The 21,250-nt window shown below is 51.9% G+C and carries 20 protein-coding genes and 2 pseudogenes; 13 read left to right on the top strand and 9 right to left on the bottom strand.

Annotation, left to right across the window (positions count from 1 at the left end; all coding sequences use genetic code 11):
• Position 1 precedes the first annotated feature (1 nt).
• Positions 2-1,495: a guanosine-5'-triphosphate,3'-diphosphate diphosphatase gene (gene gppA, locus GTU79_RS01480; protein ID WP_203524381.1), complete on the top strand. Its 1,494-nt coding sequence runs from the start codon at positions 2-4 to the stop codon at positions 1,493-1,495.
• Between the two features lie 329 nt (positions 1,496-1,824).
• On the opposite strand, the gene GTU79_RS01475 is transcribed toward gppA, so the two are convergent.
• The 4 genes from GTU79_RS01475 to rep form a co-directional block, all read right to left on the bottom strand.
• Positions 1,825-2,508, bottom strand: coding sequence for a hypothetical protein (locus GTU79_RS01475; protein ID WP_203524382.1), 684 nt, complete (start codon positions 2,506-2,508; stop codon positions 1,825-1,827).
• Positions 2,509-2,562: 54 nt separating this feature from the next.
• The gene (locus GTU79_RS01470; protein ID WP_214513651.1) at positions 2,563-3,003 is read right to left on the bottom strand and encodes a hypothetical protein; all 441 of its coding nucleotides are present in this window, start codon (positions 3,001-3,003) and stop codon (positions 2,563-2,565) included.
• 340 nt (positions 3,004-3,343) lie between these two features.
• Complete coding sequence (locus GTU79_RS01465) at positions 3,344-4,069, bottom strand: hypothetical protein (protein ID WP_214513650.1); 726 nt, start codon at positions 4,067-4,069, stop codon at positions 3,344-3,346.
• Positions 4,070-5,165: 1,096 nt separating this feature from the next.
• Entirely contained in the window at positions 5,166-7,196 is a 2,031-nt protein-coding gene (rep, locus tag GTU79_RS01460; protein ID WP_203524384.1) for a DNA helicase Rep, read from the bottom strand.
• Between the two features lie 179 nt (positions 7,197-7,375).
• Here rep and GTU79_RS01455 point away from each other — a divergent pair, with 179 nt between their 5' ends.
• The 5 genes from GTU79_RS01455 (at position 7,376) to GTU79_RS01435 (ending at position 10,470) form a co-directional block, all read left to right on the top strand.
• On the top strand, positions 7,376-7,675 hold the full coding sequence (locus GTU79_RS01455; RefSeq protein WP_203524385.1) for a helix-turn-helix domain-containing protein: 300 nt from the start codon (positions 7,376-7,378) through the stop codon (positions 7,673-7,675).
• Between the two features lie 450 nt (positions 7,676-8,125).
• A protein-coding gene (locus tag GTU79_RS01450) for an IS3 family transposase (RefSeq protein ID WP_203524536.1) occupies positions 8,126-9,330 on the top strand; the annotation gives its coding sequence in 2 pieces (ribosomal slippage) (positions 8,126-8,444 and positions 8,444-9,330; 1,206 coding nt in all).
• A 14-nt stretch (positions 9,331-9,344) separates the two neighbouring features.
• Positions 9,345-9,737: a hypothetical protein gene (locus tag GTU79_RS01445; RefSeq protein ID WP_203524386.1), complete on the top strand. Its 393-nt coding sequence runs from the start codon at positions 9,345-9,347 to the stop codon at positions 9,735-9,737.
• A 241-nt stretch (positions 9,738-9,978) separates the two neighbouring features.
• On the top strand, positions 9,979-10,194 hold the full coding sequence (gene relB, locus GTU79_RS01440; RefSeq protein WP_203524537.1) for a type II toxin-antitoxin system RelB family antitoxin: 216 nt from the start codon (positions 9,979-9,981) through the stop codon (positions 10,192-10,194).
• Between the two features lie 27 nt (positions 10,195-10,221).
• Positions 10,222-10,470 carry a type II toxin-antitoxin system RelE/ParE family toxin gene (locus GTU79_RS01435; RefSeq protein ID WP_253073470.1) on the top strand — a complete coding sequence of 83 codons (249 nt, stop codon included), beginning with the start codon at positions 10,222-10,224 and terminating at the stop codon, positions 10,468-10,470.
• Positions 10,471-10,581: 111 nt separating this feature from the next.
• On the opposite strand, the gene GTU79_RS01430 is transcribed toward GTU79_RS01435, so the two are convergent.
• Positions 10,582-11,055, bottom strand: coding sequence for a hypothetical protein (locus GTU79_RS01430; RefSeq protein ID WP_203524387.1), 474 nt, complete (start codon positions 11,053-11,055; stop codon positions 10,582-10,584).
• A 397-nt stretch (positions 11,056-11,452) separates the two neighbouring features.
• On the opposite strand from GTU79_RS01430, the gene GTU79_RS01420 reads away from it, so the two are divergent.
• The 3 genes and pseudogenes from GTU79_RS01420 to GTU79_RS01410 all read left to right on the top strand — a co-directional run bounded on the left by GTU79_RS01420 (position 11,453) and on the right by GTU79_RS01410 (position 12,415).
• On the top strand, positions 11,453-11,647 hold the full coding sequence (locus GTU79_RS01420) for a helix-turn-helix domain-containing protein (RefSeq protein WP_203524388.1): 195 nt from the start codon (positions 11,453-11,455) through the stop codon (positions 11,645-11,647).
• Between the two features lie 115 nt (positions 11,648-11,762).
• A pseudogene (locus tag GTU79_RS01415) lies at positions 11,763-12,112 on the top strand (type II toxin-antitoxin system RelE/ParE family toxin).
• 3 nt (positions 12,113-12,115) lie between these two features.
• On the top strand, positions 12,116-12,415 hold the full coding sequence (locus tag GTU79_RS01410) for a helix-turn-helix domain-containing protein (RefSeq protein ID WP_203524389.1): 300 nt from the start codon (positions 12,116-12,118) through the stop codon (positions 12,413-12,415).
• Between the two features lie 339 nt (positions 12,416-12,754).
• On the opposite strand, the gene istB is transcribed toward GTU79_RS01410, so the two are convergent.
• Positions 12,755-13,543 (bottom strand): IS21-like element helper ATPase IstB, encoded by a 789-nt coding sequence (gene istB, locus GTU79_RS01405; RefSeq protein WP_214513649.1) that lies wholly within the window; start codon positions 13,541-13,543, stop codon positions 12,755-12,757.
• Positions 13,540-14,561, bottom strand: a pseudogene (istA, locus tag GTU79_RS01400) (IS21 family transposase). The gene istB and the pseudogene istA overlap by 4 nt, the downstream one beginning before the upstream one ends.
• Positions 14,562-14,694: 133 nt before the next feature.
• Between istA and GTU79_RS01395 the strand changes: the two are divergent.
• Entirely contained in the window at positions 14,695-14,889 is a 195-nt protein-coding gene (locus GTU79_RS01395; RefSeq protein ID WP_214513648.1) for a hypothetical protein, read from the top strand.
• A gap of 452 nt (positions 14,890-15,341) precedes the next feature.
• A complete protein-coding gene (locus GTU79_RS01390) occupies positions 15,342-15,980 on the top strand; it encodes a nitroreductase family protein (RefSeq protein ID WP_203524391.1) in 639 nt (212 codons plus the stop codon).
• Between the two features lie 212 nt (positions 15,981-16,192).
• Here the strand turns inward: GTU79_RS01390 and ilvC are convergent, their stop codons facing one another.
• Positions 16,193-17,671, bottom strand: coding sequence for a ketol-acid reductoisomerase (gene ilvC, locus GTU79_RS01385; protein ID WP_214513647.1), 1,479 nt, complete (start codon positions 17,669-17,671; stop codon positions 16,193-16,195).
• A 223-nt stretch (positions 17,672-17,894) separates the two neighbouring features.
• Here ilvC and ilvY point away from each other — a divergent pair, with 223 nt between their 5' ends.
• The gene (ilvY, locus tag GTU79_RS01380; protein WP_203524393.1) at positions 17,895-18,791 is read left to right on the top strand and encodes an HTH-type transcriptional activator IlvY; all 897 of its coding nucleotides are present in this window, start codon (positions 17,895-17,897) and stop codon (positions 18,789-18,791) included.
• A gap of 63 nt (positions 18,792-18,854) precedes the next feature.
• Entirely contained in the window at positions 18,855-19,619 is a 765-nt protein-coding gene (locus GTU79_RS01375) for a leucine-rich repeat domain-containing protein (RefSeq protein ID WP_214513646.1), read from the top strand.
• An 82-nt stretch (positions 19,620-19,701) separates the two neighbouring features.
• Here the strand turns inward: GTU79_RS01375 and ilvA are convergent, their stop codons facing one another.
• Positions 19,702-21,249, bottom strand: coding sequence for a threonine ammonia-lyase, biosynthetic (gene ilvA, locus GTU79_RS01370; protein WP_203524395.1), 1,548 nt, complete (start codon positions 21,247-21,249; stop codon positions 19,702-19,704).
• Between the last annotated feature and the right edge of the window lies 1 nt (position 21,250).

Raw genomic sequence — 21,250 nt, 5'->3', positions numbered from 1 at the left:
GATGCCGAGCTGCACCTCTCTTTACGCCGCCATTGACTTAGGCTCTAACAGTTTCCATATGTTAGTGGTTCGTGAGGTGGGCGGCTCCATCCAGACGCTGGCGCGCATTAAACGTAAAGTGCGCCTGGCCGCCGGATTGGATGCCGACAATCGGCTATCCCATGAAGCCATGCAGCGCGGCTGGCACTGCCTGACGCTTTTTGCCGAACATTTGCAGGATATTCCGCCGGCGCATATTCGCGTGGTGGCGACCGCTACGCTGCGTATTGCCGTCAATGCCGACGCCTTTCTGGTCCCCGCCCGCGAAATCCTGGGCAATCCCGTACGGGTCATCAGCGGCGAAGAAGAAGCACGGCTGATTTATCAGGGCGTGGCCCATACCACCGGGGGGTCGGACGAGCGCCTGGTGGTGGATATCGGCGGCGGCAGCACCGAGCTGATAGTGGGACGGGGCGCCCGTGCCCTGGAACTGTTCAGCCTTGAGATGGGATGCGTTACCTGGCTCGAACGCTGGTTTAACGATCGCAGCCTGACCAAAGAGAATTTCGAGCAGGCGGAACGGGCGGCGCGGGAAATGATCCGTCCGGTGGCATCAAGCCTGCTGGCCTCGGGCTGGCAGATTTGCGTCGGCGCGTCCGGCACCGTACAGGCCCTGCAGGAAATCATGGTGGCGCAGGGCATGGACGAACACATCACCCTGAGCAAACTTTTGCAGCTCAAACAGCGGGCCATCCAGTGCGGCAAGCTGGAAGAACTGGAAATCGAGGGATTGACCCTGGAACGGGCGCTGGTATTCCCCAGCGGCCTGTCGATATTGCTGGCGATTTTCCATGAGCTGGGCATAAAAACCATGACGCTGGCCGGCGGCGCGCTGCGGGAAGGCATCATGTACGGCATGCTGAATATCTCGGTATGCTTGGATGTCCGCGAACGGACGCTGGAAAACATGCAGCGCCGCTATCAGCTGGATATCGAACAAGCGCAGCGGGTGAGCCGGCTGGCGGACAATTTCGCCCATCAGGTGGCTAAAGCGTGGCAGTTGGACTCCCGATGTTTCACTTTGCTGCACTGCGCGACCATGATTCATGAAATTGGCCTGAGTATCGATATCAAAAATGCCCCGCAACATGCCGCCTACCTGACCCGGCATACTGATTTACCCGGCTTTACCCCTGCCCAGCAGAAGCTCATCGCTACGCTGTTGCAAAATCAAAGCCAACAAATTGACGTTGCCCAGTTAAACCAGCAAAACAGCCTGCCGCCCCGGATGGCGCATCGCCTGTGCCGGCTGATGCGCCTGGCGATCATCTTCGCCAGCCGCCGTCGCGACGACGCAGTGCCGGAAGTGAAACTGCGGGCGCTGGACGATACCCTGCATGTGCTGTTGCCCCATGGCTGGCTGAATCAGCATCCCCTGCGTGGGGAATACCTGGAACAGGAGAGCCAATGGCAAAGCTACGTCCATTGGCCGCTGTTGCTGGAAGAAATTTATTGATGGTTTCGATTTTGATATCGTTCCGTCCCGCCAGCTCTGTTACCGCGAACCAGAGCGATTGCCGCACGTAACTGTGCTAACATTGAAGGTCATTTTATATACGATGGCAGTTCCTGAACATCTACGGATTTTGAAGATACATGCTTAAGCCATGGGACTTTTAACGAGTAATGCTGTAGCGGTTGGCAAAAGCCGACATTGCGGTCGTAAAGAGTACGCTGCTGCCATAGCCCGAAAAAGCAGGCTATGGCGTGGTGGCGAAGGTACGGTGCTTTAATACCCGCTAATCGGAATCTGCCGTCTAAATGGCGTTGTTCCGAATGCAAATATTATATAACCTCACCTGCCAAAAGGGTGTGCTCCCTTGGTTTTGTTACTATTTCAGGGGGCTGGGCGTTTACTTTTCCTTTGGCGAGGTTAATTTCTTTACTTGTAGTAACAAACACATCTGCCCCTCCATTTTTACGTAAAGATATCCCCTGCCCAAACGTTATCATAGAATCCTTATCAAATCCCACATTAAAGTCCAGCCTTCGTTCCTTATTATTTCCATCGTTTCTTTTATTCATTTGAGGCAAGTCGGTTATCGTTATTTCCATCACCCCTTCATTTTTTGCAAGATAATTTTGGACATTCCTGACCCTCTCAGCAGGTGAGCGTGCGTCTTTAATATCATTTATCCCAAGCGGCTCCATGTTATTTTTATAAATTTTCACATTGCCATTAAAAGATACCTTATTTGCCGCCTTCACATAATTATATGCTTCTGCATATCTGTTAATCCATGGGAAAAAAGTCATACTTGTTGGGTTATGCTTGTACATATCAGTCTGAAATTCCCATATGGAATCTTCATCCTTAACCCTTATAATCTCATTCCACTCAAGGATTGGCATTTCCTTGAATTTCTTGCTGTCCAACTTGTTATATTTCATTGTGAAGACGACATCGATTTTAGAACCTACAGCATTGGGCTTATCAAAATTTGAGTTCCTGACCTTTACTTTTGTCAAGGCCCATGCCTCATTTTGGAATTTTTTGATTAAATTCAAGACCTGATGGGGAGTTTAATTGTATATCTTTTTCATCTCGGCTTGATTTGATACAAGAGAGCCATTTTTTCTTTCGAATTTCACCGGATAAAACTTATTTTTTTTGAAATTCAAATAGATCTTATCACCATTGCCATTTCTAATAAACGGCAGGTCTTTCTGATGTTCAATTTTAATAAAATTATCATTGACTTTAATATATTTATTTCCATCCAAATCAACTCTTAAACCCATATGGTCAGGAGCTGAAAGGGTTCTTGCGTTAACATCTTTGGCAAACATATCCGGTGAAACCTGTTCTTTTAGAGATCTGGACACATGAACAGAATTTTGGCGTTCGAATATCCACCGTTCTCCATCCCACTCGACCGGCCAACCGTTATTATCCGGATTTTTGACATTGTAAACCTCGTATAATACACCTTGCCCTTTATGCTGAGTAACTCTTACTGGCACCAACTCTCCGTTCATCTCAATATATCTACCCCAGGGATAGTGCCCAGCATCACCAATTTGTTCTTGATAATAAATCTTCCCTTCACCGTAGTATTGCTGATTATTATTTAACTCTGGGATATAATAAAATCCTTCTCTTTGCTGGACCTAATTTTTGAGAGTATTTCCTTTTGTTTATTGTTAAACACTGGATGCTTGTTATGTACACTCATATGCCATGTCTTAGACAACGGCTCCATATAAACGAGAATGTACTCTTTATTACCTGATTTTTGATGTACTACTATATCGTACTTACCGGCGCTATTCCTTGCAAGCTCATAATAATCACCATGCAGCGTTATGAGCTTCTTCCCTCACTAACGTGGACGTTAAGCCCTGTTGAATCAAAATTGTCTGCATATCGCCATGTAAGATTATTCTCATCTACGATGACCCTGCGCTCCAGCAGCTCCGGTCTCACGGCATCAGGATGGTGTGTAATGAACTCATTCGGTTTTTGAGTAGGTTGCAGATAAACTCGACGTCCACCGTCATTTATTGCGGATTTTCCCTTTTTCAGTTCCAGCAGAATTTCTTTCCGTATACCGGTTGACGGATTCCGGGTATAAAAGGCCGCTTTTTGCTGAACAGGCAAAACATTTAAGAGCTCTGAAGGTTTCACCCGCAGGGAAGTTCGACGTGATACGTATGCCAACCCTTCAACGTCAAGGGATGTCGCCAGCTCAGCAATAAACAATCTCCGGTACCTTTCTGCGCAGATTGCATCATCTTCATTTTGGTAGTACTTCCGGCGTTTTGCGTTCGCAATTAACTTCCCGAAAAGTGGCTTGATACCAAGCGTCAAAATGTCTGCTGAAACATTCAGCCCTTGAGCAACGCCCCGTGCTTCAGGCGAGACGCCTCCGTCCGTGTTATCAAAAATCATCCGGAACGGGTTTTCAGCGCGCTGCGCCTGAAATATAAGCAGTTTTCCTACGTTCTCTCCTCTGGCATTCAACACTTCTTCTTCATAAGCACAGTGTTCTTTTATGTGCTCTGCTGTGCGTGGGTCGTTATCTGCCATGAGTGATCGTTTTGCGCGATTCGCAAAGTCAGGATAATCGCCTAAATGTGTGATGATTAAAGAATTGCCTGCAGACGCTGTCCTGAGTAAAAACTCAAAATCCTGGCCTTCATCTGATGTTAGTTGCCCATAGGAGATCAGATACTGCTTTAATGCTGCAATCAGCTCATTTTTCTTTTGTTCGCCTGTAATAATATAGCTGTCATCCTTTATATCCCTGATTACACCCTCATCACCATGAGTTACGGGTGCAGCTTCAGCCCCTGTAATCAGTGCTGGATAACGATATACCCCGGACGGGGCTCGTTTTATCCGTCGTCGCGATGGTGCTCTGGTTGATCACGGGGCATGATTTCGGCCGACAGAAAGCGGGTCGCTGCCGCTCGCAAACAATCCTGTATCCCATGAAACAACTGATGCAGCCGTTTTCGGCTGAATCTGATTAAGCAGTAACAGCCATTGAACTGCGGTGGCGACACTACTCCGCCGGGAAAGACGTTGACCTAATGGCATGTTCAATATTTCCGAAGAGTTTTCGGCTCGGTTAATCTGCGACGCAAAAGACGCATTTCATCCGGTATGGTTGAATGATTTACGATCGCTCCCAAAGTATGATTAATACCTCTCAAGGCTTTTTCGTAAAGCTGATCCTGGTAATTTCCTATTGATGCCCGATGCTGCGTTGCTGATATTGTCAAAATCCCATTCTCTTATTATTAAAAAGAATGTAATATAGTTTTATTGATAATAATACTTTCAAAAACGATTATCCAAAATATGCTTAATTCTGCCCTATATCGGTCTGCAGAATAGTTGCGGACAGTCTGCGTCGCCAAGGGTTGAAAGCGCATACAGCACCGCGTTTTAAAATCATGTCGGATAGCAACCCTCGTGTATTTGTGGCACCCAACCTGCTGACTTCACACGTTAATGCCGACATTCCTAATCAAAAATGGGTAGGTAAAATCACCTTCGTCTGGAAAGTTGTTATGATAATGCCTGCGCAGAAAATTTTTGCTATAGTCTGAAGGTTAAACTCATTCACAAAAGACATTTTACAAGAAGTATGAATCAAGCCAATACGTCTAAGGCTAAGCTATTTTAGGGCCTGCCCTTTGGCTTTGGCCAGCTGCGCCTTGATATTGGCCAGATGACTTTGCCCTTTGACCATGCGGTCTTCCGCGCTGACAATTTTCCGGCTGCTTTCCCAGGCCAGATCGTCCTGGGGCAATTCCAATAAAAACCGGCTGGGTTCGGGCTTAATGGTTTCACCGTACTGGCGCCGCTCGCGGCACAGGGTGAAAGTCAGCTCCTTCTGCGCCCGGGTGATGCCGACGTAGGCCAGCCGGCGCTCCTCGTCGATATTGTTCTCGTCGATACTGCTTTGGTGCGGCAGCAGGCCCTCTTCCATGCCCACCAGAAAGACATAGGGAAACTCCAGCCCCTTTGAGGCATGGAGCGTCATCAACTGCACCTGATCAAGTTCTTCGTCGTTATCCCCCCGCTCCATCATTTCCCGCAGGGTAAAACGGGTCACCACCTGATCCAGCGTCATCGGCTCGTTCAAATCCGACCCTTCCAGCATCTCGGTCATCCAGGCGAATAACTGATCGACGTTTTTCATCCGCATCTCGGCGGCTTTCGGGCTGGGGGAGGTTTCATACAGCCAGCTCTCGTATTCCATGCCGCGGACAAGATCCCGCACCGCCGGCACCGGCTCGCTTTCCGCCAGCCGGGCGATATGGGCCATCCAGCCGGTGAACTGTTGCAGCGACTCCAGACCACGGCCGGTGAGGGTCTGGCTCAGCCCGACATCAAAACTTGCTGAGTACAGGCTTTTCTGACGGGTGGCCGCCCACTCCCCGAGCTTTTGCAGCGTCGCCGGACCTATTTCACGGCGCGGTGTATTCACCACCCGCAAAAAAGCGCTGTCATCATCGGGGTTAGTGAGTACTCGCAAATAAGACAACAGGTCCTTGATTTCCGGCCGGGCAAAAAACGAGGTACCGCCGGAAATACGGTAAGGAATGCGGTTTTGCATCAGCATTTTTTCAAACAGCCGGGACTGATGGTTGCCGCGATACAGAATGGCATAATCGCCGTAACGGGTCTTGCGGATAAAGTGATGGGCTATCAATTCACCCACCACCCGTTCCGCCTCGTGATCTTCGTTGTTAGCGGTGATCACTTTAAGCGCCTCGCCATAACCCAGGCTGGAAAACAGGCGCTTTTCATAAAGATGGGGGTTATTGGCAATCAGGATGTTGGCCGCTTTGAGAATACGTTCGGTGGAACGGTAGTTTTGCTCCAGCTTAATCACCTGCAGCGCGGGAAAGTCCTGCTGCAGCAATGCCAGGTTTTGCGGCCGGGCGCCGCGCCAGGAGTATATAGACTGGTCATCATCCCCCACCACGGTAAAACGGGCGCGGGCCCCCACCAGCATCTTCACCAATTCATACTGGCTGGTATTGGTATCCTGATACTCGTCCACCAGCAGATAGCGCAGCCGGTTCTGCCAGCGCTCACGCGCCTCGGCATCCCGCTGCAACAAAAGCGTGGGCCTGAGAATCAAATCATCGAAATCCAGCACATTGCAGGCCCTGAGATGGGCGTCATACAGGCCGTAGCAGTGCGCGAACAGCTTATCCCGCTCGGAGCGGGCCAGGGCTTCGGCCTGCTCCGGGCCCAGCAGATCGTTTTTCCAGTTGCCGATGGCCGATGCCAATTGTTTCAGCAAATCCTTGTCGCCATCGATCCACTGCTCGGTCAGATCCTTTAGCAGCGCCTGCTGGTCATATTCATCGAACAGGGAAAATTTCGCCTTCATCCCCAGCGCTTTATATTCCTTTTTGATGATCTCCAGGCCCAGGGTATGGAAGGTGGCAATGGTCAACCCCCGCGCTTCCTGCCGCCCCAGGGTCTGCGCCACGCGCTCTTTCATTTCCCGCGCGGCTTTATTGGTAAAGGTCACCGCGGCGATATGGCGTGCCTGGTAACCGCACTGGCGGATCAGGTGGGCGATTTTATTGGTAATGACCCGCGTCTTGCCCGATCCGGCGCCCGCCAGCACCAGGCACGGCCCGGTCACAAATTCAACGGCATGTTGCTGGCTGGGGTTCAAACGCATAAGGCTTCCCGGATTCATAGGGGCTGAAAGTGACGGAGGGAGATTGTAGCAGAAAGCGCGGGGGAGATTGAGGGCTTACCTTGTGTGGAGTTCATTCCAAAAAACGCCAAAACCTCTGGACTTATAAGCCATAGATTATATTATTGAAAATATAAGTTAGAGCTTATGGAGTATATAAAATGAAAACGTTACGTGATGCCATTGCCGCCCGTTCTCCTGAGAGCCAAGCGCGTATCAAGGAAATGGCTGACGAAATGATCTTGGAAACGGGCTTGCAACTCATGCGTGAAGATTTGCATTTGTCACAAAAATCCCTTGCGGAAGCAATGGGAGTCAGCCAACCAGCCGTTACGCAGATTGAACAGCGCGGGAACGACGTAAAGCTGACTACTCTAAAGCGCTACATTGAAGCAATGGGGGGGAAATTAAGTTTGACCGTCGATCTGCCTGATGGTAGCGGGCGAGTATTTCATATCTAATTCTCTGCCTAATGAGCGCGGAGATTTAATATCCACGCGCTTTAGGCCTATGCCACTTCAGTTTGTTTTACACTCTCCAAAAATTTCGCCGATATGGGATAAACGGTTGTATTGGTAAGTCTTTAACAAAGCTGCAAGAAGTGTTCAGAAAATACTTATGAAACGTGATTATCTATTGTTGACTGCCTGAGAAAGAATCGCTCCGCTTACTCCTCCCCATGCGCCCGCGCACACAACGCCAATTCCTGCCCCTACCAGCTCTGAGACACCGGAAATATTCTTCGAGAGGTAAAGACCGGTCTTACCACCGATGAACATGCCGGTAGCCGACCCTACCGTTGTGCATGCGATTAACGAAGTGTATTAGCCCCCTAATGATCCAGACACTTTGACCCGCTTAAAATACGAGGTAGTCTTAAAGCTATGTTTAAGCCTAGTCAAAGTGAAATCATGGATACTGTTCTTACTGAGCCAGAGCGACGTCGCCGCCGCACTCCGCAGGAAAAGATCGCCATTGTTCAGGAGACCTTCCAGCCAGGTAGCTCCGTTTCTCTTGTCGCTCGTCGTCATAATGTGAATGCTAATCAAGTCTTTAAATGGCGTAAGCAATATCAGGACGGCAGCCTGACGGCGGTCTCTGCCGGCGAAGAGGTTGTGCCGGCTTCTGAGTTAAACAGTGCCATGAAACAGATCCGCGAACTCCAGCGTCTCCTGGGTAAGAAAACCATGGAAGCCGAGATCCTCAAGGAGGCGGTTGAATACGGCAAAACAAAAAAATGGATTGCGCACGGACCCTTATTGCCCGGGGAAGACGAGTAAAACCAGTGAGTGAAGCTCTGGGTGTGTCGCGTGCGCAGCTCTCGCTTTATCGATATCGGCAGGCTGACTGGCAGGATGGCCGCAAGCAGCGGCATCAGGATGACGCCGAATTACTGGAACACATCCGTGCCGAAGTTGCCGACCTGCCGAGTTATGGTTATCGACGCATCTGGGCTAATCTGCGCCGCCGTTCGGAGCAGGAAGGTCTGCCGAGGGTGAACGCAAAACGGGTATGGCGCGTGATGCGTGATAACGGCTTGTTGTTAGAGTCGAAACCCAGTCCCACACCGGAAACCCGGCGCCACACAGGCCGGGTGTCGGTGGCCGAAAGCAATCGCCGTTGGAGTTCGGATGGCTTCGAGTTCCGCTGCGATAATGGCGAAAAGCTGCGGGTCACCTTCGCCATCGACTGTGGCGACCGGGAAGCATTGGACTGGGCGGCCAGCACTGGCGGTTATGACAGCGATACGGTACAGGACGTTATGCTGCGCTCAGTTGAACGCCGGTTCGGGCAAAACCTGCCGACAGCGCCCATCGAATGGCTGACGGATAACGGTTCGGCCTATCGCGCAGATGAAACCCGGCGCTTCGCTAAAATGCTGGGCTTAGAGCCCAGAACGACCAGGGTCAGAAGTCCACAAAGTAACGGTGTAGCAGAAAGCTTCGTCAAGACGATGAAACGTGATTATATCGGCATGATGCCAAAACCGGACAGCCAGACGGCGGTGTTAAGCCTGTCACTGGCGTTCGAGCACTACAACGAATATCACCCTCATAGCGCTTTAGGATATCGCTCACCAAGAGAATATCGGCGCAGGGGGAAACCATCAACCTAAGCGGGAATAGGTGTATGGAAATATGGGGTCAAAACCACGAAGCCAGACGCGCCTCCGGCGAAGCAATGAACCACGCCTCCAAAACCGTCATTCCAAGAGTGGCCGTACCGGCAGCCAGCGTAGCGGCGACGGACGTCAGGCTTAAATTATCGTCATGCTGTTTATATCTAGAGGTTGTTTCCGTGCTGTTCCTGGCATTATTCAATGCCGTGGGTAATTTTGATGTAGCATTATTAGCCAGTGAATTAAAATCCGTTATAGAATCGGTGCAAGATAATGTTGACTCAGTGCCTGCGATCTTCATTAGGTTACCTCTGAATGATATTTATTCAAACTTAGGAAAATTATCGCAAGCTGTAAAAGAAAATATTAGAGTTTTGCTGGTTATTTGCATTCATAACATATGATTCTATAATTTATCGTTTTCAAAAGAAATATGCCACGCAGCTAAGCGCGTACCGCCAGCCCAAAATTAGGAACGGTTAAGGAACCATTTAGCACTAGGGTGGCACTCTACAACCTCATTCTTTTGCTGTAAGCCATGGATGGGCAAGTGAGATCGGTCGGACTGTCGGGTCCGACCCTTTTTTTAGGCACATGGATTCCGTTTGCGGTGTCATGTCCTTTGAGAATGACAAACTGATCTATATTGCCGGATTAGCGTGGAAACGTTTTGTCAAAAAACAGTCCCCTATCGTGTCGGAATTCGAGACCCAAGAGCAAGCCGGGCGTTATGAATGCTGGTTTCGCGCTAAAGTCAATACATCCATGAATGCGGCAATACCCAACGTGCCGCACAATGAGGTTATGGCTGGCGCACGTAAAGTTATCGAAAAATCAAATAATCGCAGGAGATTGGCTTAACAATGTTAACCGTCAAATGGACTTACCATGCAAGAACCGACTTGTATCACCTTATCGCCTTCATCGCTGAGCACAATCATTCCCGCTGAATCTCTACTGCAACATATCGAAGAATCCGTGATCCCTGCAACTGAGCACCCTTACTTATATCGCCCTGGGCGTGTGCCGGGTACCAGAGAAATAGTCGTCATCCCTCACTACATCGTTGTTTATCGAGTACTCAGTGATTATCTCGAAGTTTTGGCTGTGCTGCATGCCAGGCAGGAATACCCCTAATTTTTTACATATATATCCAGCGGGCAAACTGTCAAAAGCATGTTATCAAAAGAGCCGCTAATACATTTTAAACCCGCCTCAAATGAAGGCGGGCATCTTATACCGGGGCACTCAGCGTTCCCTCGCCACCTCCACTTCCGCAATAAACTTCACCCCGTCGGCGGTACGTATCCAGCGCGGCGCCTTCAATTCTTCGGCAAAATAGCTCGTCAGATCAAACAGCAGTCCCGTGAGGATTTTCTCCCTTTGCGGCGATACCGCCCGTTCGGTCAGCAGTTGCACCAGCACCTGGCAGTATTCGCAGAGCAAATCGGAATCGGGCTCAAAACGGGGCGATGTCAGCGGAAGTTCGTCCACCGTCAGTCTATCCATCACGTGAGACGGAATAGGATCGTCCAGCGTAGGATACAACAGCGCAAGACAATCGCTAAGCCGTTCGCAAAGTGCATGCCGCAATCTAGGATCGCTGCTTTCCAGCAGGGTTTCAGCGAACCGTTCGCAATACCCGGCCAGCTCGGTGAAATCCGTGGTTGAACTGAACGTGATTGAAAGCAAGGGATGAGTTTGGTTAAGGATCATAGCCATTCAGGCAGCCTCCAGTATGTGATTTTAAACCACCACCGAAGAGACCAATCTTGCGGGTGATGGACTGAACGGAGTTGGTCTTACCGGCCATACTGGAAACCGGCGCACCTTGCGGTGCCCCCGCCCAGCCCACCATTGAATGGGGAAGCGATAATGTATCGCTTCCAGAGCCGGACGCACGACATAAAAAAAGACGCGGACGCGTCATATGTCGCCAGTATGATTCTCGGGAGACCAATCCCAACATCTGATTTTGCAGATGCAAAGGCACAATACAACGGCGTAAATCAAACGGCAAGAATTTTCGGTATAAGTGTTTATCTCTTGAACTGACGTCGCAAAAAATGCAAGCTATATAGGTCATTATCATTGTTAGTGCTTAATATAGCACACAAATATGAGACTATTCCGCGTCGAGCAGGCCCTGAAGAAACTGGGCAGCAATATACAGCATGCGCGTAAACGGCGTCGCATCAGCACCTCGCTGATGGCGGAGCGTATCGGCATCACCCGCGCCACGCTCAGCAGGCTTGAGGCCGGACAGGGATACTCAACGGATCGGGCCATCATTGCGCTACCCGGTTCTTCCTGAGGAGGAGCTCATCCCAAAACCTGGTGTCAGACGAAAATAAGCTGTCCGTCTGCCCATTGAAAATATAGTGAATAGGCTATAGTATGTGTATAGGGAATAGGCTATGCGGCGCGACATGTGGGAAGTCATTACAACAAAAGCATTTGATGAGTGGTTTTTAGAACAAGAGGTTTCATTACGGGAAGATGTGCTTGTTTCAATGGGTATTTTGGAAATTTACGGCCCACAGTTAGGCCGACCTTATGTCGATACCTTGCAGGCAACCTCATTTCCTAATATGAAAGAATTGCGTATACAACACCGTGGTGATCCTGTTAGAGCCTTTTTGCATTCGATCCTGTTCGCCGCGCTATTATTCTCTGTGCCGCTGATAAAACCGGATTGAACGAAAAGAGATTCTATCGGGACATGATCCGGTTTGCCGAATCAGAGTACCGCAATCATCTGGATACACTGGAGAAGTAATCGATGGCAACCTATAAAGAACTGCTGGCCAGGGAAAGCCCGGAAGTGCAAAGTCGCGTAGCTGAAAAAGTGGAAGTACTTCGACGCGACATCGCCTTAAGCCAGCTCAGGGAAGCACTCAACATCTCTCAGACTGAACTGGCAGAGGCAATGGGCATTAAACAGCCGAGTGTTGCTCGCATGGAGCAACCCGATAACGATCCTCGCCTGTCTACATTAAAACGTTATGTGGTAGCATTGGGCGGGGATCTGAGCATTGATGTCACGCTCCCTACGGGTAAAAGGATTGCTATCCAGCTCTGATAGATTACCCACCATTAGGATGTCGAATCTGGCACCGCAACGGAAAACCCCGCCCCAAGAGCGGGCTCCTTCTCTCAGGTAAACATCCTTCCCCCATCACCCCCACTTTTGCAATAAATTTCACCCCATCACCCGCGCCACGCTCAGCAGGCTGGAGGCCGGCGATCCGAAGGTCTCCATGGGAAGTTATGCCATAGCGCTGTATGTGCTGGGCAAGCTGGATGAATTGGAAAAAATCATCGACAGGACGCGTGATCCCCTTGGGCTGGATTTAATTGTCAATACCGATTGAATTGTGACCCACCATGCCAAAGTAAAAGTTACCCACCCCCCCACGAATTATCGTTGTGGTTCAGCCAGCGTTGGTTTCCTTAGCTGACCACTTTTGAGCTTGTCTTTTAATCGATAGCTTTGGCCGGTTATTTGGACGATATGCGCATGGTGCAGCAGTCGATCCAACATCGCCGCTGTCAGCGTCTCATCATCGCCAAACGTCCCAGACCACTGCGTAAACGGCAGGTTACTCGTCAATATCACGCTGCCTGTTTCATAACGGCGGGCCACGACCTGGAAGAATAAATTGGCTTCTTCTTTACCGAACGGCAGATAACCCACTTCGTCGATCACCAATAATCGGGGCTTGGTGACACACCGACCTAAATAGCCTTTTAAATCGCCCTGACGGTGAGCGGCGACCAGTTGCAACATCATATCCGCCGCCGTAATGAAGCGTACGCTGAGTCCGGCCATCGCGACTTTATGTGCCAACGCGCAGGCAAAATGGCTCTTGCCAACGCCGGAAGGCCCGAGTAATACGATGTTCTCCTGTCTTTCGATAAACGCCAATCCAGCCAGTTCCTGCAGCTGTGCCCGTGGTGCGCCGCTGGCAAACTTGAAGTCAAACTGCTCCAGCGTCTTGACCGCAGGCAAACCCGACAGGCGCAGCAGCGTCTGGCGCCGCCGCTCGTTGCGGCTGTCATTCTCCAGGCGAAGCAACTGCTCCAGAAAATCGCCGAACGTTCCGGTATCATCCAGCGTCTTCTGTGCCAATCCAGGCCACTCGGCGGCGATGCGGTCAAGCTTAAAGTACTCGCACAGTTCGCTGATCCGCTGATGCTGAAGGCTCATGACCTCACCTCCAGCAGCGACTGATAGACCGACAGCGGATGTTGAAAACTCTCACGGGCAAAACCCGGCGGTTATCAACCGATAACGGTACCTCTGTGCCTTCGCGCGGCAACGGGAGCAGCACGTCAATCTCCTGCTGTAGCCGCTGCTCGGGGGGAATGCCGGTGGTGCCATGCTTGCGGGCGTTGGCGACGGTGGTAAGCCATGGCCCGATACGGCTGTTGGCAGAATCCACGTCAAGGACTAAACCGGCCTGCTTAAACGTGGTCGCCAGGGGAACGACAAAACTGGTCTTCAAATAGTGGTTGAATCGCTCAACTTTACCCTTGGTCTTCGCGCGATAAGGCCGGCACACGCGGGGCGTAAAACCGTACTTCTCCGCGAGCGCCAGTAGCGGCGGGTTCCACCGATGGCGGCCAACGCCATAGACATCGCGTTCAAGGATAATGGTCTTCGCGTTATCAAAAAGAAGGTGCTGCGGTGTACCGCCAAAGGCGCACAGCGCCTGCTCGATGCCATCACACCAAGCGGCGGTATCCTGGCAGGCGTAGAAACGTACAAAGGTTGCCCTGCTCCAGCCAAGGGTGGCGACAAAAGCCAACAACGGGTGACGGCCTTGTCTTATCACGGTGAAATCAACCTGCATCTGTTCGCCGGGCTGGGTCTCAAAACGGACCACCGGGTCAGCCGGTTGTTGCTTGAGGTTGAGCAAAAAGGCGGTAAGCATGCTGTAGCCACCGGAATATCCCCGAAGTTGTATCTCACTGAGCATGACGCTGCCAGGTATCCAATGCGGTCTGGCGGCGTACACACGTTCAAGAATATAAGGCTTATACGGGTCAAGCTTGCCGGGCCTCGGCGCCCTGGCCTTGTAGCTGGCCTTGGCCGGGGACTCCTGCATACGGATATAGCGGCGGACGGTCTGCCGGGAACAGGAAAGCTGGCGAGCAATGCCGCGTATAGACATGCCCTGACGTAAAAGAACTGCGATCTCCACTCGTAACTCCAATGTCAGCATGGGCAGCTTCTTAAAGCTGCCATTGTTACCCCAGGTGGGTCAGATTTACATTGGTAGGTGGGTCATAATTACATCGGTAGCGACATTTAATGGATGAACAGTTACCCGTCCGCATCCGTACCAGGAGACAAGGATGAAGTCTATTAACGTCGTCATTCACTGGCAGGGCAACGAGCGCCTGGTGGGCCAACTGGACGTGTACGCATCCAGGGGAACGGAACGTTATCAGTTCACCTATACCGCAGACTGGGCCAGGGACGGATTTGCCATTGATCCGGCCTTGGAGTTCATTCCCGTATCCCGTATCCCGTATCCCGTATCCCGATAATAAACTGTGGGGGCATTCCAGGATATTTCCCCCGGACAGATGGGGACGGTTGCTCCAGACCAGGGTGCAAAACCGCCATTTGCATTCTATAGGGAATCCTATCGACGTTAATGTATCACATAGCATACATTAATGAACATCACACCGTGATCAGCCCCTGAAAAAACCGGTCCGAGACATTACGTTAACGCCTAACGATGGCCTATCAGCCCCTCACTCATTGCTGAGCCTATTGGCAGCAACGACCTACTGTTATGCCGCCTCGAAAGTTAACACCCCATAAAGGACGCAAGAGCCATAATCGATAACAGGTTACGGATGCTAATCGTATAGTATTTTTATTTGAGCCTCATGAGTCACCCGAATATAAGCCGGTTCCACGGAGTAAACCAAAACACTACGCAACGGCCGCTGACGCTGCGTGCTGCAAATAACATCTGATGAGAAACCTAATGACGACCTTAAATGAAAGACTGGCCTGGCGCTATGCAACCAAGAAGTACGATGCGACGAAAACCGTCCCTGCGGAAAAGCTCGAACGTATTGTTGAAGCTGTGCGGCTGGCGCCGACTTCAAGCGGGCTGCAACCCTTTGAGCTGTTTGTCGTGAGCAATGCGGATGTTCGCGCAAAGATTCGGACCGTAGCGTGGGACCAGGCGCAAATTACCGATTGTTCGCACCTGCTGGTATTTGCCGCCTGGGACGACATCACTCCAGACCGCGTCAATATGATGTTTGACCTCACCAATGACGTCCGGGGTTTCAAAAACGAGGGTTGGGAAAATTATCGCCAGCAGTTGCTGGGTATCGTCGCCGCTCGGGGAAAGGAAGCTAACTATCAGGCCGCCGCGCGGCAAGCATACATCGGCCTGGGCGCTGCCTTGATTGCCGCGGCGTTCGAAGAGGTTGACGCGACGCCGATGGAAGGATTTGATCCGGCGGCGGTGGATGAGATCCTCGGTTTGAAATCGAAGAACCTGCGTAGCGTTGTTATTCTGCCGCTGGGTTATCGGGCGTCCGAAGGTGATTGGCTGGTGAACTTGAAAAAAGTCCGGCGCAGCCGCGATAGCTTCGTCACGGAAATAAAATGAACCGGACATTCCTGAATTTTTGGGCATTGAAGTTCGTCTGCTGTCAGCTCGTGTATAGGCTTTCTCGCTGTGTAATACTGTCGGCGAACATGTATTTGTGCAAGGCGATGACAATAAGACGTTACGTGTACGCCTTATTGAAGTTTTCCTGACAGTCTAATTATTTGCAGGAAAACCAACCCGTCCGCGCCGGCAACGGCGCGGAACCAAACTCAGTTCGCTACCGCAATGCGCTTCATGTCTTTCATATAGCCGCGCAGGGTGGCTCCGATAACCTCAATGGGATGCTGACGGATAGCCTCGTTCACATCACGCAGCTGCGCGTTGTCGACTTCAGCGGCGGCGGCCGGCTTGCCCAGATCCCCCGGCTGCAGGCCGGACATGAATGTCTCTTTCAGCAGTGGAATGGCGGCGTTGGCGAACAGATAGTTGCCGTATTCGGCGGTGTCGGAAATCACCACGTTCATCTCATACAGGCGCTTGCGGGCCACGGTATTGGCGATCAGCGGCAGCTCATGCAGGGATTCGTAATAGGCCGATTCAGCGATAATCCCTGAACGGGTCATGGTTTCGAAAGCCAGCTCGACGCCGGCTTTCGCCATGGCGATCATCAGCACGCCATTATCGAAGTATTCCTGTTCGCTGATTTTGCCTTCATATACCGGGGCGTTTTCAAACGCCGTGGCGCCGGTTTCTTCACGCCAGGTCAGCAGTTTGATGTCGTCATTGGCCCAGTCGGCCATCATGCCGCTGGAGAACGCGCCGCTGATGATGTCGTCCATGTGCTTTTCAAACAGCGGCTTCATCAGGGTTTTCAACTGTTCGGACAACGCAAAGGCACGCAGTTTGGCGCTGTTGGACAGGCGATCCAGCATCAGGGTGATGCCGCCCTGCTTCAAGGCTTCGGTGGTGGTTTCCCAACCGAATTGCACCAGCTTGCCGGCATAAGCGGGATCGGCGCCGTCGGCCACCAGCTTGTCGTAGCACAGCAGTGAACCCACCTGCAGCATGCCGCACAGGATGGTCTGTTCGCCCATCAGGTCCGATTTCACTTCGGCGACAAACGAGGACTCCAGCACCCCGGCGCGATGACCGCCGGTGGCGGCGGCCCAGGCTTTGGCCAAGGCCATGCCTTCGCCCTGGGGATCGTTTTCCGGATGGACGGCAATCAGGGTCGGCACGCCGAAACCGCGTTTGTATTCTTCACGCACTTCGGTGCCCGGACATTTCGGCGCCACCATGATGACGGTGATATCTTTACGGATCTGTTCGCCCACTTCGACGATATTGAAGCCATGGGAATAGCCCAGCGCCGCGCCTTTTTTCATCAGCGGCTGCACCGCTTTCACCACATAGGAGTGCTGTTTGTCCGGCGTCAGGTTCACCACCAGATCCGCCTGGGGAATCAGCTCTTCATAGGTTCCCACTTTAAAGCCGTTTTCCGTGGCTTTACGCCATGAGGGACGTTTCTCGTCGATGGCGGCCTGGCGCAGGGCATAGGAGATATCCAGACCGGAATCACGCATATTCAGGCCTTGATTAAGCCCCTGTGCGCCGCAGCCGACAATCACCACTTTCTTGCCTTTCAGATAACCCGCTTCATCCGCGAATTCATCCCGGCCCATAAAGCGGCATTTACCCAACTGCTCCAGTTGCTGGCGCAGGTTTAAGCTATCGAAATAATTGGCCATCTTGCTACTCCGTATCTATGACATCTATAGGGTATGAGTTCCCGGCAACGGCCCGCCGAATTCAGTTGGCGTTTTCCAACCGGGTGTAGTGATCATGGGCCCGGCGGGAGCGTTGTGCGGGATCGATATGGTGCCCACTATAAAGCATGCATCACGTTGCTGAAATTGATATATTAACAATCTCATGTTGCAGATTGTGCAATGATATCAAGGCGACTCCTTTATGGATCTCAGGGATCTGAAATTATTCCTTCATTTGGCGGAAAGTCGCCATTTCGGCCGCACCGCCAAAGCGACCCATGTTAGTCCGTCCACGCTGTCCCGGCAGATTCAGCGGCTGGAGGAGGACGTAGGCCGCACCCTGTTTTTACGCGATAATCGTACCGTGCAGCTTACCGATGCCGGCGAGCAATTGAAAATCTTCGCCCAGCAAACGCTGCTGCAATATCAACAGTTATCACACCGCCTGGGCCAGCACGGCCCGTCTCTGAGCGGGGAATTACGCCTGTTTTGCTCTGTGACCGCCGCATACAGCCATCTACCGCCAATTCTCGATCGTTTCCGCGCCGAGCATCCGCTGGTAGAGATCAAACTCACCACCGGCGACCCCGCCGATGCGGTGGAAAAAGTACAGTCCAACGATGCGGATCTAGGCATCGCCGGCCATCCGGAGATCCTGCCCGCCAGCATCGATTTCGCTCCCATCGGCCAGATTCCGATGATCCTTATCGCCCCTGCGCTGCCCTGTCCGGTGCGAGCCCAGGCGCTGGCGGAGACCCCTGATTGGTCCAGCACGCCGTTTATTTTACCGGAACACGGTCCGGCGCGCCGCCGCATCGATCACTGGTTTCGCAGCAACCATATCTCAACCCCGCAGATTTATGCCACCGTGGCCGGTCACGAAGCCATTGTTTCCATGGTGGCGCTGGGCTGCGGCATCGCATTGATTCCATCAGTGGTGGTGGACAATAGCCCTGAGCCGGTGCGCAACCGCGTGCAAATTATCGAACACGGCACACCGGTGGCGCCGCTGGAGCTGGGAGTCTGCGTACAAATCAAAAGATTACAGGAACCGCTTATCGATGCGTTCTGGCAGCGCCTGGAACGGTCATTTATATAGAAGGTTTAAGTCACGTTATAAATGTAAACGTATTATCTTCTGCGTTTATAACGGAGACACTTAATGATAAATTTCTGCCCAAACTTATCTTCTGGAACAGTGATCCTATACTATTCCGATTTTGTAGATTTACCCTATATCCTATGGGAAAACTGGAAAAACAGTGCGATACCGGGAATGGGGGAAGAAAGGTCCATCGCGTTACAACGTATGATTGAATGCGAGCGTTATAATAGTAATGAGCTAGACCTCAGCGGCCTTGGTTTGACCAGCCTCCCGCCTGTACTGCCCAAAGCAATCACAGTATTGGATATCCACAATAATCAACTCAGCGAAATAACCCCAGCTTTGGCGCCTACCCTTATTAAGCTTAACGCCAGTAATAATCAGCTTACATTTCTTCCGGATATGAAGTTTCAATATGAATTACAATCACTCGATGTCAGCTATAATCATCTTGAAGTCCTGACGGGTGATTTACCCCCGGCGCTGAAAATGCTTAATGTCAGCAACAACCTACTGGAAGAAATACCGATACTGCCTTTATTTCTTATCGAATTTTATGCGCACAATAACAATTTGATCCTTTTCCATGGTGAATTGACGCCTACTTTGCGAATTTTGGATCTAAGAGAAAATCCTAGACTGACTCGACTGCCGACAGAACTGCAACAGGGGTTACATAAATTGTTTGTCAGTGGATCTCGCCCTGAATTTAAATCTTACGGGTCACCGTTAGACTTGAAGGAATTTTATGCAGACGACTCTCTGCTGATGTCTATTTTAGTTCCCGCCGAGATTAAAACCACAGTATTGAAAGAAGGTTGAATCACTCACTCAACTTACGTCTGCTACCTTCGGGCCTGCCGCGCAGGCCCATATCATAGGTCAAAGAAATTGATTCTATTTCTCACGAACCCTGCAGAAAAAACCGAAACGCCGGGTTTTGGCTTTCGTTATGACATTCGTAACCCAGCGCCGACAAGTGCTTGTCAAATTCCGGCTCCCGATCGGACAGTTCAAACCCCGCCATGACCCGGCCGTAATCGGTGCCGTGACTGCGATAGTGAAACAGGGAAATATTCCAGTGGGTGCCGAGGGTTTGCAGGAATTTCAACAGCGCCCCGGGCGATTCCGGGAACTCAAAGCTGTAGAGGCGCTCGCGCAATGGCTTGGAGGGACGGCCCCCTACCATATAGCGCACGTGCAGTTTGGCCATTTCGTCATCGGACAGATCCACCACCTGATAACCGCCGGCGGTAAGTTCGGCCAGGATTTCGTCCCGTTCCGCATGGCCTCGGGTCAGGCGGATACCGACAAAAATACAGGCATTATCCGCATCGGCATAACGGTAGTTGAATTCGGTCACCGCCCTGCCGCCCAAGAGCTGGCAGAACTTCAGGAAGCTGCCCTTTTGTTCCGGAATGGTGACCGCCATCAGGGCTTCCCGTTGCTCTCCCAGTTCGCAGCGCTCCGAGACATACCGCAGCCCGTGAAAATTCACATTGGCGCCTGACAGGATATGCGCCAGCCGCTCGCCGCGGATATTATGCTGCTGGATATACTTCTTCATACCCGCCAGCGCCAGCGCCCCCGCCGGTTCCGCGATGGCGCGGACATCCTCGAAAATATCTTTTACCGCCGCGCAGATGGCATCGCTGTCAACCGTCACCACATCGTCAAGATATGCACGGCATAAACGGAAGGTCTCGTCGCCGATACGCCGTACCGCCACCCCTTCGGCGAAGCCGCCCACCCGGGGCAAATCCACCGGTTCGCCGGCATCCAGCGCCGCCTTAAGGCAGGCGGACTCCTCCGCCTCGACGCCGATGACCTGGATTTGCGGCATCAGGTGCTTAATCAGCACCGCGACGCCGGCGGCCAGACCCCCGCCGCCCACCGGCACAAAAATGCGATCCAGATGGGCATCCTGTTGCAACAGCTCCATGGCCAGCGTGCCCTGCCCGGCGATCACCGCCGGATGGTCGAACGGCGGCACAAAGGTATAATTGAATTCCCGGGAGAGTTCGATGGCTTTAGCTTTGGCTTCGTCAAAATTGGCGCCGTAGAGCAGGGCCTCGCCGCCGAAGCTGCGCACCGCGTCCACTTTGATGTCCGCCGTCGCCACCGGCATGACGATCAGGGACTTGATGCCCAATTTGGTGGCCGATAGCGCCACCCCCTGGGCATGGTTGCCCGCCGAGGCGGTCACCACCCCGTGGGCTTTCTGCTCTTCGGTCAGGCCGGATATCATGGCGTAGGCGCCGCGCAGCTTAAAGCTGTGCACCGGCTGCCGGTCTTCCCGTTTGACCAACACGTTATTGCCAAGACGCGCCGACAGCTTGTCCATGTGCTGCAGCGGCGTGACCTGAGCCACTTCATATACCGGCGAGCGCAGCGTGGCGCGAAGATACTCCGCGGCGCACGGCGCGGCGGGAAGCGGTTGTGAGTCTGCCATG

Origin of the sequence: Sodalis ligni (genome assembly GCF_016865525.2) — a bacterium.
GTDB lineage: Bacteria > Pseudomonadota > Gammaproteobacteria > Enterobacterales > Enterobacteriaceae > Acerihabitans > Acerihabitans ligni.
Note: the sequence above shows the minus strand (reverse complement) of the source record. Positions and strands in the feature narration are given on the sequence as shown.